Origin of the sequence: Streptomyces sp. CGMCC 4.7035 (assembly GCF_031583065.1) — a bacterium.
In the GTDB taxonomy this organism is placed as follows: Bacteria; Actinomycetota; Actinomycetes; order Streptomycetales; family Streptomycetaceae; genus Streptomyces; species Streptomyces yaanensis.
The window spans coordinates 7632203-7648188 of sequence record NZ_CP134053.1 but is presented as its reverse complement, the minus strand read 5'-3'; the positions used below and the strand labels follow the sequence as shown (position 1 = coordinate 7648188).

Annotated in this window: 12 protein-coding genes; 6 read left to right on the top strand and 6 right to left on the bottom strand. The window is 71.2% G+C overall.

Translation table 11 applies throughout. The annotated features are described in order from the left end of the window. Positions 1-50: 50 nt before the first annotated feature. Positions 51-302 (bottom strand): hypothetical protein, encoded by a 252-nt coding sequence (locus Q2K21_RS33585; RefSeq protein ID WP_310779164.1) that lies wholly within the window; start codon positions 300-302, stop codon positions 51-53. A 178-nt stretch (positions 303-480) separates the two neighbouring features. On the opposite strand from Q2K21_RS33585, the gene Q2K21_RS33580 reads away from it, so the two are divergent. Next, positions 481-864, top strand: coding sequence for a cold-shock protein (locus Q2K21_RS33580; RefSeq protein WP_201827153.1), 384 nt, complete (start codon positions 481-483; stop codon positions 862-864). 16 nt (positions 865-880) lie between these two features. On the opposite strand, the gene Q2K21_RS33575 is transcribed toward Q2K21_RS33580, so the two are convergent. The 4 genes from Q2K21_RS33575 to Q2K21_RS33560 all read right to left on the bottom strand — a co-directional run bounded on the left by Q2K21_RS33575 (position 881) and on the right by Q2K21_RS33560 (position 4952). Beyond that, positions 881-1750, bottom strand: a complete 870-nt coding sequence (locus tag Q2K21_RS33575; RefSeq protein WP_310779161.1) for a 1,4-dihydroxy-6-naphthoate synthase — start codon at positions 1748-1750, stop codon at positions 881-883. After that, positions 1747-2487: a futalosine hydrolase gene (locus tag Q2K21_RS33570; protein ID WP_310779157.1), complete on the bottom strand. Its 741-nt coding sequence runs from the start codon at positions 2485-2487 to the stop codon at positions 1747-1749. The genes Q2K21_RS33575 and Q2K21_RS33570 overlap by 4 nt, the downstream gene beginning before the upstream one ends. Beyond that, positions 2457-2918, bottom strand: coding sequence for a DUF2771 domain-containing protein (locus tag Q2K21_RS33565; RefSeq protein ID WP_310779154.1), 462 nt, complete (start codon positions 2916-2918; stop codon positions 2457-2459). Before Q2K21_RS33565 ends, Q2K21_RS33570 begins: the two co-directional genes overlap by 31 nt. Before the next feature lie 606 nt (positions 2919-3524). After that, on the bottom strand, positions 3525-4952 hold the full coding sequence (locus Q2K21_RS33560; protein ID WP_310779150.1) for an MFS transporter: 1428 nt from the start codon (positions 4950-4952) through the stop codon (positions 3525-3527). A gap of 509 nt (positions 4953-5461) precedes the next feature. Between Q2K21_RS33560 and Q2K21_RS33555 the strand changes: the two genes are divergently transcribed. The 5 genes from Q2K21_RS33555 (at position 5462) to Q2K21_RS33535 (ending at position 13456) form a co-directional block, all read left to right on the top strand. Further along, positions 5462-6388, top strand: a complete 927-nt coding sequence (locus Q2K21_RS33555; RefSeq protein ID WP_310779147.1) for a DUF3027 domain-containing protein — start codon at positions 5462-5464, stop codon at positions 6386-6388. Between the two features lie 423 nt (positions 6389-6811). Next, entirely contained in the window at positions 6812-9976 is a 3165-nt protein-coding gene (locus Q2K21_RS33550) for a sacsin N-terminal ATP-binding-like domain-containing protein (protein WP_310779143.1), read from the top strand. Between the two features lie 264 nt (positions 9977-10240). Further along, a complete protein-coding gene (locus Q2K21_RS33545) occupies positions 10241-11164 on the top strand; it encodes a hypothetical protein (protein ID WP_310779140.1) in 924 nt (307 codons plus the stop codon). A 281-nt stretch (positions 11165-11445) separates the two neighbouring features. Next, positions 11446-12294: a calcium-binding protein gene (locus Q2K21_RS33540; RefSeq protein WP_310779138.1), complete on the top strand. Its 849-nt coding sequence runs from the start codon at positions 11446-11448 to the stop codon at positions 12292-12294. A gap of 226 nt (positions 12295-12520) precedes the next feature. Next, the gene (locus tag Q2K21_RS33535) at positions 12521-13456 is read left to right on the top strand and encodes a hypothetical protein (protein WP_310779135.1); all 936 of its coding nucleotides are present in this window, start codon (positions 12521-12523) and stop codon (positions 13454-13456) included. Between the two features lie 57 nt (positions 13457-13513). Here the strand turns inward: Q2K21_RS33535 and Q2K21_RS33530 are convergent, their stop codons facing one another. Beyond that, positions 13514-15907: an HAD-IC family P-type ATPase gene (locus tag Q2K21_RS33530; RefSeq protein ID WP_310779132.1), complete on the bottom strand. Its 2394-nt coding sequence runs from the start codon at positions 15905-15907 to the stop codon at positions 13514-13516. Positions 15908-15986: the final 79 nt, after the last annotated feature.

Sequence of the window (15986 nt, the reverse complement as noted above, 5' to 3'; positions counted from 1 at the left end):
AGCACCGGACCGGAAGGCCAGAATCCTCGGGCTTCAGCCCGAGGAGCAAGTCAAGAACGGGCCTCGCGTGCCCGCCTGCGGCCCTCGGCGATCGACTGGAGCACACCCGCCCCGGCGATCAGGAAGCCCACGCCCATGAGCATGCTCAGACCGAACATGTACGTCGGGAAAGGCTTCGTGTCGAGCAGCAGCGGGGCCACCGTGACCAAAGTGGCCACCGCTCCGACGAAGAACACGATGGCACCGGCACGGATCAGCCGATCGCCGGCCGCGGCGGAATTCGCTTGGGTTTTGTCACGCACCGGACCAGGGTAGTTCCCACCGCGAGGAACAACTCGGCGACGTCTTGTCACCGGCCCCCGGACCATTAGCCTTGGTACCGGCGGGTCCACGCGGCCCGCTGTAGTGCTCTCCGGAGCAGTTTTCCCGTAACACACTTTGCAGACGCAGTTTCCGACGAGTACGAGGACGAGGACAGACGTGCCTACCGGCAAGGTCAAGTGGTTCAACAGCGAGAAGGGCTTCGGCTTTCTCTCCCGCGACGACGGCGGCGACGTCTTCGTCCACTCCTCGGTTCTCCCCGCCGGAGTCGATTCCCTCAAGCCGGGACAACGGGTGGAGTTCGGAGTCGTCGCCGGCCAGCGCGGCGACCAGGCGCTGTCCGTCATCCTTCTGGACCCGACCCCTTCGGTGGCGGCCGCACAGCGCAAGAAGCCGGACGAACTGGCGTCCATCGTCCAGGATCTGACGACCCTCCTGGAGAACATCACCCCGATGCTGGAGAAGGGCCGCTACCCCGACAAGGCATCCGGCAAGAAGATCGCGGGCCTGCTGCGCGCGGTCGCCGACCAGTTGGACGTCTGATCCGGGTCGATCCCGGTCAGGGGAAGTCGAGCGCGTTCGGGCCGAGGGGCGGTACGAGCCCCTCGGCCGCTGCGCGTGTGAGCAGTCCCCGAACCGCGGCGTAGCCGTCCTCGCCCAGGTCGGCCGTGAACTCGTTGACGTACAGCCCGATGTGCTGGTCCGCCACCACCGGGTCCATCTCCTGCGCGTGCTCCATGACGTACGGGCGCGACGCCTCGGGGTCCTCCCAGGCCGCGCGTACGGACGTACGGGCGGACTCGGCGAGCAGGTTCAGCGTGTCCGCGCCCAGCGACCGCTTGGCGATGATCGCGCCCAGCGGAATCGGCAGGCCGGTGGTGTGCTCCCAGTGCTCGCCCATGTCGGCGAGCTTGTGCAGGCCGTAGTTCTGATACGTGAAGCGTGCCTCGTGGATGACGAGCCCCGCGTCGACCTTCCCGTCCCGCACGGCCGGCATGATCTCGTGGAACGGCATGACGACGATCTCGCCCACCCCGCCGGGCACGGTGTCGGCGGCCCAGAGGCGGAAGAGCAGATAGGCCGTCGACCGCTCGCTCGGCACGGCGACCGTGCGGCCGGTGAGGTCGGTGCCCGGCTCCCGGGTGAGCACCAGCGGACCGCAGCCCCGGCCCAGCGCGCCGCCGCACGGCAGCAGGGCGTACTCGTCGAGGACGTACGGCAGGACGGCGTACGACACCTTCAGCACGTCGAACTCGCCGCGCTCGGCCATTCCGTTGGTGATGTCGATGTCGGCGAAGGTGACGTCGAGCGCGGGTGCGCCTGGGACGCGGCCATGGGCCCAGGCCTCGAAGACGAAGGTGTCGTTCGGGCAGGGGGAGTAGGCGATCTGCAAGGGCTGCCGGGGCTGCTCACTGGGTGCGGTGGTCATGCTGATGTCCAACTCTTCCATACGGGCGCGAGCTTCCCGAAGGCCTCGGTGAGGGCCGCGAGGGCGTCGCCGATACGCCAGGTGGCGCGGTCGCGCGGGCCGACGGGGTTGGAGACGGCGCGGATCTCCACTACGGGCGTGCCGTGCGCGGCGGCCGCCTCGGCGACGCCGAACCCTTCCATCGCCTCGGCGAGGGCGCGGGGGTGCCGGGCGCGCAGCTCGGCGGCGCGAGTGGCGCTTCCGGTCACGGTCGAGACGGTGAGTACGGTCCCCGCGAGCGCGCCGGTTGCGGCGGCGAGGTCTCGTACGAGTGGCTGCGGTGGCCGGTGGTTGACGGTCCCGAAGCCGAGTTCGGTGACGGGCAGGAAGCCGTCCGGGGTCTCGGCACCGAGGTCGGCGGCGACGATGTCCTCGGCGACGACGAGCGAGCCGACGGGCGCGTCGGGGGCGAAGCCGCCCGCGATACCGGTGGAGACGACGAGGTCGTAAGGGGCGCCTCGGAGCGCCGCGGCGGTGAGCGCGGAGGCGGTGGAGGAGGCGGCGCGGGCGGGACCCACGCCGGCGGTGAGGAGGTCGAGGGAGGCGGTCCGGTGCAGGGTCGCCCCCGGGAGCGGCATCTCGACGGCCGCGGATGTGAAGGCCTGGGCCACCGCATCCCGTTCCACGGGAACCGCGGTGGCCACCAGGACACGTACCGGCGACGTGGTCAGGAGTCCTTCTTGAGCTTGAAGGACCACAGGCCCGTCACCGTCTTCTCGCCCTCCTTGATGGAGACGAGCGTGGAGTTGCCGCTGGCCCCGTACTGGGAGTTGAAGAACACGCTGCCCGGGATGGTGCGGTACGTCTTGTTGCTGGCGTCGGTCAGCGGCTGGCCGTTCATCAGGATCGTCCAGCCCTTGTCCGCGATGCTCGGGTCGACGCCGAAGCGGACCGTCTCATCGGGGTCGACCTTGATCGACTTGATGTCCTTCGACTTGAGGCACTTCGCCAGCTCCGCGGTCGCCACCGCATTGCCGTCGTTGTAGCAGTCGGTCTGGGAGCTCACCGTGTTCGTGCCGACCGTGATGGTCGCCAGCGGCGTCGGCTTGTTACAGGCGGACAACAGGAGAAGTCCGGCGGAAACGGCGCCGAAGGCGGCTACGGCGCGTCGGGAACGCAGTGCGGTCATGGCCGAAGGCTATCGGGCACGTCCAGCGCACTCCCCACGTGGGGTGCGCGACGTGCCGCGCACTCGTGCGATCAGGTGCCGATCACTTGCCGTGGGCTTCTCGGCCATGCGCCGCCGCGCCGCCGCGTGGAGCCCCCGCGAGGGTTCTTCGCCCCCGCCGCCCCTACCCGTCCCTTCCCCAGGGGCTCCGCCCCTTCGACCCCGCCGGGGCTCCGCCCCCGGACCCCGCCAGGGGCTCCGCCCCCGGACCCTCTGCGGGGCTCCGCCCCTGCACCCCGTCGGGGCTCCGCCCCCGGACCCTCTGCGGGGCTCCGCCCCCCGGACCCTCTGCGGGGCTCCGCTCCCCGGACCCCCTGCAGGGCTCCGCTCCCCGGACCCCGTCGGGGCTCCGCCCCGGACTCCGCTCCTCAAACGCCGGAGGGGCTGATTTTTGCCGGACGGGCTGATTTGGCAGCCCGTCTGGGGGTCCCCCCTGCTCGAAGATCTTGGGGGAGTTTGAGGACGAGGCCGCAAGGCCGACAGCGGGGGTCTGGGGGCGGCAGCCCTCAGGGACGGGAAGGGTAGGGGCGGCGGGGGCGAGACCTCCCCGGGGGAGCGCTCGGCCGGTCAGGCCACCCGCGACCGGGTCGTGCTCCCGCGGCGGGCCGAGGTGAGCAGCCCCCGTACCGTCGTCAGCCAGCCCGTCGCGACGATCGCGGCGCCCACCGCGAGCCCCAGCACTCCGTTGAGCGGCAGCACGATCCCGATCGCGCCGCCCAGCACCCACGCCATCTGCAACAGCGTCTCGGAGCGGGCGAACGCCGATGTGCGGACCAGCTCCGGCACGTCCCGCTGGATCAGCGCGTCCAGCGACAGCTTGGCCAGCGCCTGCGCGAACCCGGCGATCGCCGCCAGGCATGCCACCAGGAACGCGCCGAAGAAGATTGCCGCGGTGATCGCCGCACCCAGCACGATCGCCACCACCGTCACGATGATCACTTCCGGAGCGCGGGATTTCAGCCAGGCGCCGACGGCCGTGCCCAGCGCGTTGCCCGCGCCCGCCGAGACGCCCACGATGCCCAGCGACACCGCCGCGCTCTCGCCGGTCAGCGGGTGCTCACGCAGCAGGAACGCGAGGAAGAAGATCAGGAAACCGGACAGACAGCGCAGGGAGGCGTTGGCCGCCAGGGCGTGGGTGACGGCCGGGCCGACCGTGCGCAGCCCGGGGCGGCGCAGGGCCGTCCTGCGGTGCGGCCCGTGCAGATGCTGCGCGTCCGCGGCGAGCAGCGCGGTGCCCTCGCCCTTGGCGGAGTCGACCTTCGGCGGCAGCGAGAACGACAGGAACGTACCCGCGACGAAGATCACGAAGGCGCCGTACAGCGGCCAGCTCGGGCCGACGGCCTGAAGCCCGGCGCCGATGGGGGCGGCCACGCCGGTGGCGAGCAGTCCGCCGAGGGTGACCCGGGAGTTGGCCTTCACCAGGGAGAAGCGCGGCGGCAGGAGCCGTGGCACCACGGCGCTGCGGACGACGCCGTACGCCTTGGAGGCGACGAGGACGCCGAGCGCGGCCGGATACAGCTGCAGGCTCCCACTGGCGACCGCACTCGAGATGATCAGCGCGAGCAGCGCACGGGCGAACATCGCGCCCGCCATCGCGGCGCGGCGGCCGTGCGGAAGGTGGTCGAGGAGCGGGCCGATCACGGGCGCGAGGAGCGTGAACGGCGCCATGGTGATGGCGAGGTAGAGGGCGACACGACCGCGGGCCTCGTCGGTCGGCACGGAGAAGAAGACGGTGGAGGCGAGGGCGACGGTGATCATGACGTCACCGGCACCGTTGACGGCGTGGAGTTCGATCAGTTTGCCGAGGCCGGACTCCCCGGCTCCGTGCGCGTGGGTGGCCTTGCGGATACCGCGGGCGGCACCGGTGACGGGGAAGTGCAGGGCACGGCCGACCGCGCGGACGGACCCTCCGAACCGGCCCGATCCGCCACCCCGGTTGTTCCCCTTGACCCCACCGACCCCGGCGGCTCCATGGGACGACCTTGCGGCTGCCACCCCGTCATAGTGCCCCGAGAAGGGCGGACGTAGTGCGGTTGCCGCGCGTATCGGGTCGACTGATGTCGCCGATGAGGGAGGCGGGCGGCGCCAGCGGCCCGGGCGCGTCGCCCCGTACGACGGGTACGGACGGGTGCGGACGGGTACGGGCGGAGCCCTCGGAGGGGAGTCCGGAGGGAAGTCCGGGGGGAAGTGCGGATCCGGCCAATCGCGCCAGGAGGCCCGGAAACCGCCGTGGCGCCGCATTCGGCGGGTGGCTGCGGGACCCCGCTCCGGGACAGTGCAGCGACTCGGTGTGGGCCCAGGCGCTCGGAGAAGGTAGCGTGCCTAGCGCGCCTGGCGATTGTTCTCGGCCGCGCGCCTCTCATCCATCCCGCAGAATGGATGGTGTAGGTGTGCCCGAGCGCGATCGGGCGCGGACGTCGACGCGGCCCTCCGGTCCGCTCCGTCCGCACCCCCAGCCGAGAAAGGGCGCACCCGTGAGACGGCGTAGGAGAGAAGCGATACCTGTGAGCGCAGCGACAACGCGAAGCCGCACCCCCGACCGCCTGTGCGCCGAGGCCGTCGACCTCGCCCGCGCCGCCGCCGAGGAGGTCGCCGCGCCCGGCGTCGTCGGCGAGCACGTCGGCATGGTGTCCGAGGGTGACCGCGTTGTCACGCACTTCTTCGAGTGCAAGGAACTGGGGTACCGGGGCTGGCGCTGGGCCGTGACCGTCGCGCGGGCGTCCCGCGCCAAGGTGGTCACGCTCGACGAGACGGTGCTGCTGCCGGGTTCCGACGCGCTGCTCGCCCCGGAGTGGGTGCCGTGGAGCGAGCGGCTGCGCCCCGGTGACCTGGGTCCCGGCGACCTGCTGCCGACGGACGCCGAGGACCTGCGCCTGGAGCCCGGTTTCTCGGGCGGGGACGAGCCGGTGCCGAACGCCGCGGTCTCCGGGGAGATGGCGGAGCTGGTCGAGGCGGAGGACGCGGAGGTGACCGCCGGGGCTCCGGCGAACCTGCCGCTCGCGCCGTCGCGGGGCTCGATCGCGGCGGTGGCGGAGGAACTGGGCATGCGCCGCGCCCGGGTCCTGTCCCGCTACGGGCTGCATGTCGCCGCCGACCGCTGGGAGGAGGGGTTCGGGCCCAAGACGCCGATGGCACAGGCGGCACCGGCCTCCTGCGTCAGCTGCGGATTCCTGGCACCAATCGGGGGCTCGCTCGGGCAGGCCTTCGGTGTGTGCGCCAACGAGTTCTCCCCGGCGGACGGCCGCGTGGTCTCCCTGGCGTACGGCTGCGGGGCCCACTCGGAGGCGGCGGTCATGCCGAAGCCGCCGCGGCCGGCCCCGCCGGTGGTCGACGAGACGAAGGTGGAACCGTTCCCGCTGCGGCCGTCCCCGGACTCGGGTTCGGTGCCGCCGATGGCGGACGAGTCGTCGGCGGAGCTGGGGCACTCGTAACCAGGAGGCCGGCCGCGCTCCCCGGGAAGCCGGCACTTCTCAGCCCGGTCCAGGCACAACCAGCCCGTCTGGGGCCCCCTGCTCGAAGAGCTTGGGGGAGATCGAGGACGAGGCCGTTCAGGCCGAGGCGGGGGTCTGGGGGCGGCAGCCCCTTGGCGGCTACCCGGCAAGTGGTGCCTTGGGCGGTATGGGGGCACCCGAGCGCACGGTTGCGTCGTCAAGCCTCGGGCGGCAGCCCCTTGGCGGCTACCCGGCAAGTGGTGCCTTGCGCGGTATGGGGGCACCCGAGCGCACGGTTGCGTCGTCAGGCCTCGGGCGGCAGCCCCATGGGCGGCCACCCCGGCGAACGGTGCCTTCCGCGAAATAGCCCACCCGCGCGCACGGTACCTTCATCCAGCGAAGCGGAATCGTGGAGGATGAAGCGTGAGCAAGTTCGTGACGCCGGCAGCCGAGGGTGCGGACCCGTTCGGCACCGCCCGGCTGCGGCGCGGGGTGCTGGACGCCTGGGCCACCAGTCCTGCCCGGTTCCGCGAGGACGCCAACGCCGAGGAGGACCTCGTCCTCGGCGGGTACCGCGACCGGCTGGTCGTGGAGCTCGCGCAGAACGCCGCCGACGCGGCGGCCCGGGCGAAGGTCCCCGGCCGGCTCCGGCTCACCCTCCGCGACGGTGTCCTCGTCGCCGCCAACACCGGCGCCCCCCTCGACGCGACCGGCGTCGAGTCGCTGTCGACCCTGCGCGCCTCCGCCAAGCGCGAGGTCCCCGAAGGCGCCGTCGGCCGCTTCGGCGTCGGCTTCGCGGCCGTTCTCGCCGTCAGCGACGAACCCGCCGTCGTCGGCCGGCACGGCGGCGTCCGCTGGTCGCTGGCCGAGGCCCGCGAACTGGCCACCGAGACCGCCCGGCACAGCCCCGGCCTCGGCGACGAGATCCGCCGCCGCGACGGGCACGTACCGCTGCTGCGGCTGCCGTTCGCGGCCGAGGGCACCGCCCCCGACCCGTACGACACCGTCGTCATCCTCCCGCTGCGCGACACCGCCGCCGAGGATCTCGCCGAGCGGCTGCTCGGCGCGGTCGACGACGCCCTCCTGCTCGCCCTCCCCGGTCTCCAGGAAGTCGTCGTGGAGATTGGCGGACAGGAGCCGCGCACCCTGCGCCGCCGCACCGAAGGCACCGACACCGTCCTCACCGACACCGTCGTCGAGGATTCCCGCGAGGGCACCACCCGCTGGCGTACGGTCTCCCACCACGGCCCCCTCACCCCCGACCTCCTCGCCGACCGCCCGGTCGAGGAGCGGCTGCGGGCCCACTGGTCCGTCACCTGGGCCGTTCCCGTGGACGCCGACGGCACCCCGGCCCGGCCGCGCACCGCGCCGGTCGTGCACGCGCCCACCCCCAGCGACGAGGCGCTCGGCGTGCCCGCCCTGCTGATCGCCTCTCTCCCGCTGGACACCAGCCGCCGGCACGCCGCCCCCGGTCCGCTCACCGACTTCCTGGTGGAACGCGCGGCCGACGCGTACGCCGAGCTCCTCGCCGCCTGGCGCCCGGTGACGGCCGGCGTCATCGACCTGGTCCCGGGCGCGCTCGGCAAGGGCGAGCTGGACGGCGCCCTGCGCCGGGCCGTCCTCGACCGGCTGCCGCGCACCGCGTTCCTGCCGCCCGCGAACGACCCCGGTGACGACTCCGAGCTGCCGGAGGCGCTGCGCCCCCGTGACGCCGAGATCGTCGAGGGCGCCGGCGCCGAGACCGTACGGGTCCTCGCCGAGGTGCTGCCCAGCCTGCTGCCGGCCGGCCTCGAACGCCGCGTGGAGCTACGGACTTTGGGCGTCGCCCGGGTGCCGCTGACCGAGGCGGTCGACCGGCTCGCGGGTCTGGAGAAGGAACCCGAGTGGTGGTGGCGGCTGTACGACAGCCTGGCCGGGGTCGACCCGGACCGGCTGTCCGGTCTGCCGGTGCCGCTGGCCGGGGCCACCTCCCAGGCGTTCGGCACCGGGGGAGCACGGACGACCATCGGGCCCCGGCAGGTCCTGCTGCCGACCGTCGACGGGCCGCCGGTGGCCCCCGACGTCCTGGCCCGGCTGGGCCTGAAGGTCGCCCACCCGGACGCCGCCCACTCCCTCCTGGAGAAGCTCGGCGCGCTGCCGGCCACTCCGCGTGCCGTCCTGACCACCCCGCAGGTGCGGGCCGCCGTCGCCGCCTCCCTCGACGACGAGGGTCCGGGCTGGGACCAGGAGGGCCTGGACGCGGAGGAGCTGGCCGACAGCGTGCTCGCCCTGGTCCGCGAGGCCGGGCTCGAACCCGGTGACGAGCCCTGGCTCGGCGCGCTCGCACTGCCCGACGAGGACGGCGAACTGGCGCCCGCCGGTGAACTCGTCCTCCCCGGCAGCTACTTCGCGCGCGTCATGCGCGAGGGCGAACTCGCCTTCGTGGACGCCGAGCTGGCCGAGCGCTGGGGCGAACAGCCGCTGGCCGCCTGCGGCGTGCTCGCGAACTTCGCCCTCGTCCGCGCCACCGACGTCGTCCTCGACCCGGACGAACTGGAGCCGCGCGATTCGGACTTCGCCGAACCCGACGACGTCGGACTCCTCGACGCCGTCGACGTGTGGTGCGAGGACGTCCTGGACCGGCTGCCCGACACGCCCGTACCGCCGGTGGCGACCGAGATCGTCGCCGTGCGCGACCTGGACCTCGTCGACGACGACCAATGGCCGCAGGCCCTCGCCCTGCTCTCGCAGCCCCCGCTGCGGGACGCGCTCACCCAGCCCGTGCGGATCCTGCTGCCGGACGGCACCCATGAGGTCGTACGGCCGTACACGGCCTGGTGGCTGCGCGGCCACCCGGTGCTCGACGGCCGCCGCCCCGCCGGCCTGCGCGCCGCCGGCGGCGACCCGCTCCTGTACGGCCTGTACGACGAGGCGGACGCGACCGGCTTCGACGACGAGCAGGTGCTGCGGGCCCTCGGCGTGCGGACGTCCGTGGCCGCGCTCCTCGAAGAGCCCGGCGGTGCCGCCGAGCTGCTGGACCGCCTCGCCGACCCGGACCGCCCCGTCTCCGCCGCCCAACTCCACGCCCTCTACACCGCCTTGGCCGACCTCGACCCGGAACAGGTGACCCTGCCGGACGAGCTGCGCGCGGTCGTCGACGGCCGGGTGGCCGTCGTGGACGCGTCCGACGCCGTGGTCGTCGACTCGCCGGACCTGCTGCCCTTCACCGAGAGCGTCCCGCTGCTGCCGGTCCGTCCGACGCGGGCCGCGGACCTCGCCGAGCTGTTCCAGGTGCGGAGGCTGAGCGAGTCGGTGACGGGCGAGGTGACGTCGGAGGGCGCCGAGCACGACGTACCGGAGTCGGTCCGGATCCTGCTCGGCCCGGCGACCCCGGCGTCGTACGTCGAACACGAGGAACTCGTGGTCGACGACGTGGAGATCGACTGGCGCCTCACGACGGACGGCGTGCTGCACGCGGCGACCCTGGAGGGCGTGGCGGCGGGCCTCGCCTGGGCGGCGGGCCAGTGGCCACGCCGCTTCGAGGTCGCGGCCCTGCTGGAGGACCCGTCCCGCACGGAGGAACTGGCGCGGGACCGCTGGTTCGACTGAGCCCGAACGACCGCCCCACCGGAGAGAGACCGGTGGGGCGGCCGTGTTCGGGGGAGAGTCCGGTCAGTCCCTCTGGAGGGCGTGGCGGCGGGCTTGCCTCAAGTCCCCTTCACCGAACCATTTTTCGAATAAATTTCGCACACTCGCACAACCCTTCACTTCCACCTCGGGTCTGTTCTGCTGGAGTCAGCTGGACTCCGCAGAACGGGCACCGCGGAAGCCGTCGAGCCGCCCCGTGTGCCCCTTGTGAACGTGGGGAATCACATGCGCATTCGTGCCTCCGTCGCCGTCGTGACGGGCGCCCTGGCCCTGACCGCTCTCGTCGTGCCGGCCGCACAGGCCGCCGACTCCGCCCCGTCCTTCCGCGACGCCGCCGCGAAGTTCGTCAAGGCCGCACACACGACGTCGGGCAAGGCCGCGTTCAGCGCCGCCACTGCGGCCGATCCCAAGCCGTACCCCCTGAACGTCACCTTCTCCGGTCTCAAGATCGGCAAGGCGTACAAGGTCGGCACCACCAACCACGTCGCCTTCTCGGTGTCGTACACGCTGACGCACGGCGCGGACGTGGACATCGCCGCGGCCGACTTCATGACCGGCCCGATCCTCTACAAGGGTTCGCTCAGCGACCCGGCCAACTTCCTGGGGGGCGAGGAGCCTGCCTCCTGCACCGTCACCTCGTCGACCACCGCCACCTGCAAGGGCAACGTCGACATCTACCCGGCCGATGGTGAGCTGCTCAACTCGGACGCGGGCTCGTGGAACGCGGGCGCCGTGGCCATCGCGTGGAACGGCCAGCTGAACGCGACCAACCCCGACATCACCAAGATCGGCTACGCCGAGCAGGGCGGTCTCGGCAAGACGCTGATCCAGCGCTACTCCAAGCTGACCGTCAACGCCTCCCCGGAGCCGGTGAAGAAGGGCAGGACCATCACGGTCACCGGCAAGCTGACCCGGGCCAACTGGGAGACCAACAAGTACGCGGGCTACGGCAACCAGCCGGTCAAGCTGCAGTTCCGCAAGAAGGGCACCAGCACCTGGGCCACCCTCAAGACCATCCAGACAGACGCCACCGGCAACCTGAAGACGACCGTCAAGGCGTCCGCCGACGGCTACTTCCGCTACAGCTTCGCGGGCACCTCGACCACCCCCGCGGTGAACGCGACGGCCGACTTCGTCGACGTCCAGTAGGACCCGCGACCGACGTCGGCCTTCAAGACCCGCATTGTGGTCCTGAAGGCCGACGTTGTCGTGTGAGGCGGGTGTCCCGCGTACCGGACCGTGCGCGATCGAACCGGCACAGGGTAACTGCCGCCCCCTAAAGGCTTATTCGAAAAAACTTCACCGATTCGCACAACCCTTCACTTCCGTCACAGGTCTGGTTTGTGGAGTCCCCGGACTCCACCGACCAGACCGGGCATCGCGGAAGCCGTAGAGTCGCTCCGCGTGCCCCTTGTACGTGGGGAACACACATGCGCATTCGTGCCTCTGTCGCCGTCGTGACCGGCGCGCTGGCTTTGACCGCCTTCGCCGTCCCGGCCGCGCAGGCCGCCGACGCCCCGGGTGTCGGCGCGCTCGCCCAGAGCGTCCAGCAGATCGCGGGGAAGTCGCCCGCCGACGACTCGAGCGGCGACACCAAGATCTCCAACGTTGTCGTCAACGGTGGCAAGGCGGTCGTCTTCGGCACGACCACCAAGAGGACCTTCGCGGTCACCTTCACGGCCACCGACAACTCCGGCATCGACTGGGCGACGGCGGTGCTGTACCACGGCACCGACATCGACCACTCCGACAACGGCGCCGTGCCGAACGAGGGGAACCGGATCAAGTGCACCGCGGCCGGCAGCACGGCCGCGAACTGCAAGGGGACCTTCACGATCGACGCGAGCGTGGACGGCCGCCTGCTCAACGCGCACGCTGGCACCTGGAAGGTCTGGGCGATCGCGCAGGCCAAGGACGCCGACTACATCCAGAAGGACAACGCCAAGAGCTTCTCGGTGCAGCGCTACTCCAAGCTGACCGTCAACGCCTCGCCCGAGCCGGTGAAGAAGGGCAACACCATCACCGTCACCGGCAAGCTGACCCGCGCCAACTGGGAGAGCGGCAAGTACGCGGGCTACGGCAGCCAGCCCGTCAAGCTGCAGTTCAAGAAGGCGGGCACGAGCACCTGGACCACCGTCAAGACCATCAAGACGAACTCGACCGGCAACCTGAGCACCACGGTCAAGGCGTCCACGGACGGCTCCTTCCGCTACAGCTTCGCGGGCACCTCGGCCACTTCGGCGGCAACCGCGACGGCCGACTACGTCGACGTGCGGTGACATGACGTAAGCGTTCGGTGCCCGTGCCCCGTGCCCCGCGCGCCGCCCGGGGCACGGGCACCGAACCTTGGAGGCCGGTGGCCGGATTGCGGTGGCAAAAAAATTCGGGGTCCGTACAACCATCCGCTTCCCTTGTGGATCTGATCACGCGAGTCAAGAGACTCGCCAGAAACTCGGGCCCCACGTGAAGCCAACCCGTGGGCCCCTTTCTCCACTTGGGGAACGCATGCGCATACGTGCCACTGTGGCCGCCGTCTCCGGCGCCCTGGCTCTCTCCGCCTTCGCGGTGCCGGCCGCGCAGGCCACCGACTCCGCCACGTCCCACCGTGACGGAGCCGAGAAGGTTTGGCAGGCTGCCCACACCACTTCTTCCTCGTCCGGCAAGGCCGCGTTCACCGCCGCCACCGAGACCGCGGGCACCCCTTACGCCATCGACGTCACCTTCTCCAACTTCAAGATCGGCTCGTCGTACTCGGTTGGCATCAGCAACCACGTCGCGATCCCGGTCTCGTACACGCTGACGCACGGCGCGGACGTCGACATCACCGCGTCCGACTTCGAGACGGACCCGTACATCTACAAGGGCTCCTACGACGACCCGACCAACATCCTCTTCGGCGACCTCGCGGCCACCTGCACCCCGAGCACGTCGACCACCGCCACCTGCAAGGGCAACATCGACGTCTACCCGGCGTACGGCGACCTCATGAACGCCGACGCGGGCTCCTGGAGCGCCGGCGCCGAGGCCATCGACTGGAACGGCCAGGACCCGGACAGCGCCACGTACGACGAGAGCAAGGTCGGGTACGCCGACCAGGGCGGTCTCGCCACCACCTCGGTCAAGCGCTACTCCAAGCTGACGGTCAACGCCTCCCCCGAGCCGGTCTACAAGGGCAAGACCCTGACCGCCACCGGCAAGCTCACCCGCGCCAACTGGGAGACCAACGCGTACGCCGGTTACGGCTCGCAGGCGGTCAAGCTGCAGTTCATGAAGGCAGGCACGACCACCTGGACCACGATCAAGACGATCACCGGTGACGTGTACGGCAACCTGAAGACCACCACCATCGCGAACTACGACGGTTACTGGCGCTTCAGCTTCGCGGGCACCTCGACGACCCCGGCGGCGAACGCCGCGTCGGACTACGTCGACGTGAAGTAAGCCCTCGCGGCAGCACCCTCGCGGCAGCAGGTGACGCGGTACCCGCCAGGTACCGCGTCACGCCGGGAAACGGCGGTCGACCCACTTCCACAGGAACTCCAGGACGGCCGCCGCCACCACCGCCGAGGCCACCGCGACCCACGGGATCGTCACCCCGACCAGTTTCAGCGCGAAGAAGTGCTGCAACGAGGGAACGATCAGTACGGCCAGGAACGCCACGCCCATCGCGGCCACCAGGGCGATCCGCCACCAGGTGTAGGGGCGCGCGATGATCGCCAGCACCCACATGGAGATCAGGAAGAGCGTGAGGGTCGCCGCGCTGGTCTCCGCGTCCAGCGAGCCCGGGCCGGTGTAGTAGTGCCGGGCGATCAGATACGTCACGAAGGTGGCGACCGCCGCCACGACCCCGCCCGGGATCGAGTAGCGCATCACCCGCCGTACGAAGTGGGGCCGGGCCCGCTCGCTGTTGGGGGCCAACGCCAGGAAGAAGGCCGGGACGCCGATCGTCAGGGTCGACAGCAGCGTCAGATGCCGGGGCAGGAACGGGTACTCCACCTGCCAGCACACCACCAGCACCGCCAGCAGCACCGAGTACACGGTCTTCACCAGGAACAGCGTGGCGACCCGCGTGATGTTCCCGATTACCCGCCGGCCTTCGCCGACCACCGACGGCAGCGTCGCGAAGCTGTTGTTCAGCAGCACGATCTGGGCCACGGCCCGGGTCGCCTCGGACCCCGAGCCCATCGAGACGCCGATGTCCGCGTCCTTGAGCGCGAGCACGTCGTTCACCCCGTCGCCCGTCATCGCGACCGTGTGCCCCCGCGACTGCAGGGCGCCCACCATGTCCCGCTTCTGCTGCGGCGTGACCCGCCCGAACACCGTGCCCTTGTCCAGCGACTTCGCCATCTCCGCCGCATTGACGGGAAGGCGCCGGGCGTCCAGGACCTCACCCGCGATACCCAGCTTTCCGGCCACCGCGCCCACGGACACGGCGTTGTCCCCGGAGATCACCTTGGCGTGGACGTTCTGCTCGGCGAAGTAACGCAGGGTGTCGGCGGCGTCCGGGCGCAGCCGCTGCTCCAGGACGACGAGGGCGGTGGGCCGGGCGCCCTCACCGACCTTGGGGTCGTCCAGGTCCCGGGAGACGCGGGCCAGCAGCAGCACGCGCAGCCCCTGCTCGTTGAGCCGTTCGGTTTCGGCCAGAGCCGGGTCGTCGGGGTCCAGCAGGACGTCCGGGGCGCCGAGGAGCCACGAACTGGACTCGCCGTTGCCCTCGCTGAAGGACGCGCCGCTGTACTTCCGGGCCGAGGAAAAAGGCAGGGCCTCGGTGCAGCGCCAGTCCTCGCTGTCCGGGTAGGCGTCGATGATCGCTTGGAGGGAGGCGTTCGGGCGTGGGTCCGATTCGCCGAGGGCGCCGAGGACCTTCCGTACGTACGTCTCGTCGGCGCCCTGGAGCGGCCGCAGCTCGGTGACGTCCATGCCGCCCTCGGTGAGCGTGCCCGTCTTGTCCAGGCAGACGGTGTCGACGCGGGCGAGCCCCTCGATGGCGGGCAGCTCCTGGACGAGGACCTGTTTGCGGCCCAGCCGTATGACGCCGATGGCGAAGGCCACGGAGGTCAGCAGGACGAGTCCCTCCGGAACCATCGGCACGATGCCGCCGACCGTCCGGGCCACGGAGTCCTTGAACCCGTGCTGCTTGACCACGAGCTGGCTGATGACCAGGCCGATCGCGGTCGGGACCATCATCCACGTCACGTACTTGAGGATCGTGGAGATACCGCTGCGCAGCTCGGAGTGGACGAGCGTGAAACGGCTCGCCTCCTCGGCGAGCTGGACGGCGTAGGCCTCGCGCCCCACCTTGGTCGCCTTGAAGGCGCCGCCGCCCGCGACGACGAAGCTGCCTGACATGACCTTGTCCCCGGGGCGTTTGACGACGGCGTCGGCCTCACCGGTCAGCAGTGACTCGTCGATCTCCAGCCCGTCGGCCTCCACGCAGGCGCCGTCGACCACGATCTTGTCGCCGGGCCCGATCTCGATGATGTCGTCCAGCACGATCTCGGACGTGCCGATCTCGGCGGCGACCCCGTCCCGGCGCACCGTCGGCCGTGCCTTGCCGATCACCGCGAGGGAGTCCAGGGTCTTCTTGGCGCGCCACTCCTGGATGATGCCGATGCCCGTGTTGGCGATGATCACGTATCCGAAGAGGCTGTCCTGGAAGGGCGCCACGAACAGCATGATCAGCCAGAGCACGCCGATGATCGCGTTGAAGCGGGTGAAGACGTTCGCGCGGACGATCTCGCCCAATGAGCGGCTGCTGCGGACGGGAACGTCGTTGACGTCACCACGGGCGACCCGCTCGGCCACCTCGGCGGCGGACAGTCCTTGCGTCCGCCCGGGTATGGGCGCGGGGTGCACGGGATCCAGTCCGGCGCCCGCGTCGATGTGCGTCATGCATTCGACGGTACGTGCGGATATGCGGGTTCACCTGCCGAGCGTCCCAAATCTCCGACCAGGGGAGGACGGGTCTCGT

Bases quoted from the DNA above. Each gene is read 5' to 3' on its own strand.
- Q2K21_RS33565 (WP_310779154.1), bottom strand. From the start codon at position 2,918: ATGACCGCACTGCGTTCCCGACGCGCCGTAGCCGCCTTCGGCGCCGTT.
- Q2K21_RS33575 (WP_310779161.1), bottom strand. From the start codon at position 1,750: ATGACCACCGCACCCAGTGAGCAGCCCCGGCAGCCCTTGCAGATCGCC.
- Q2K21_RS33535 (WP_310779135.1), top strand. From the start codon at position 12,521: ATGCGCATACGTGCCACTGTGGCCGCCGTCTCCGGCGCCCTGGCTCTC.
- Q2K21_RS33540 (WP_310779138.1), top strand. From the start codon at position 11,446: ATGCGCATTCGTGCCTCTGTCGCCGTCGTGACCGGCGCGCTGGCTTTG.
- Q2K21_RS33530 (WP_310779132.1), bottom strand. From the start codon at position 15,907: ATGACGCACATCGACGCGGGCGCCGGACTGGATCCCGTGCACCCCGCG.
- Q2K21_RS33545 (WP_310779140.1), top strand. From the start codon at position 10,241: ATGCGCATTCGTGCCTCCGTCGCCGTCGTGACGGGCGCCCTGGCCCTG.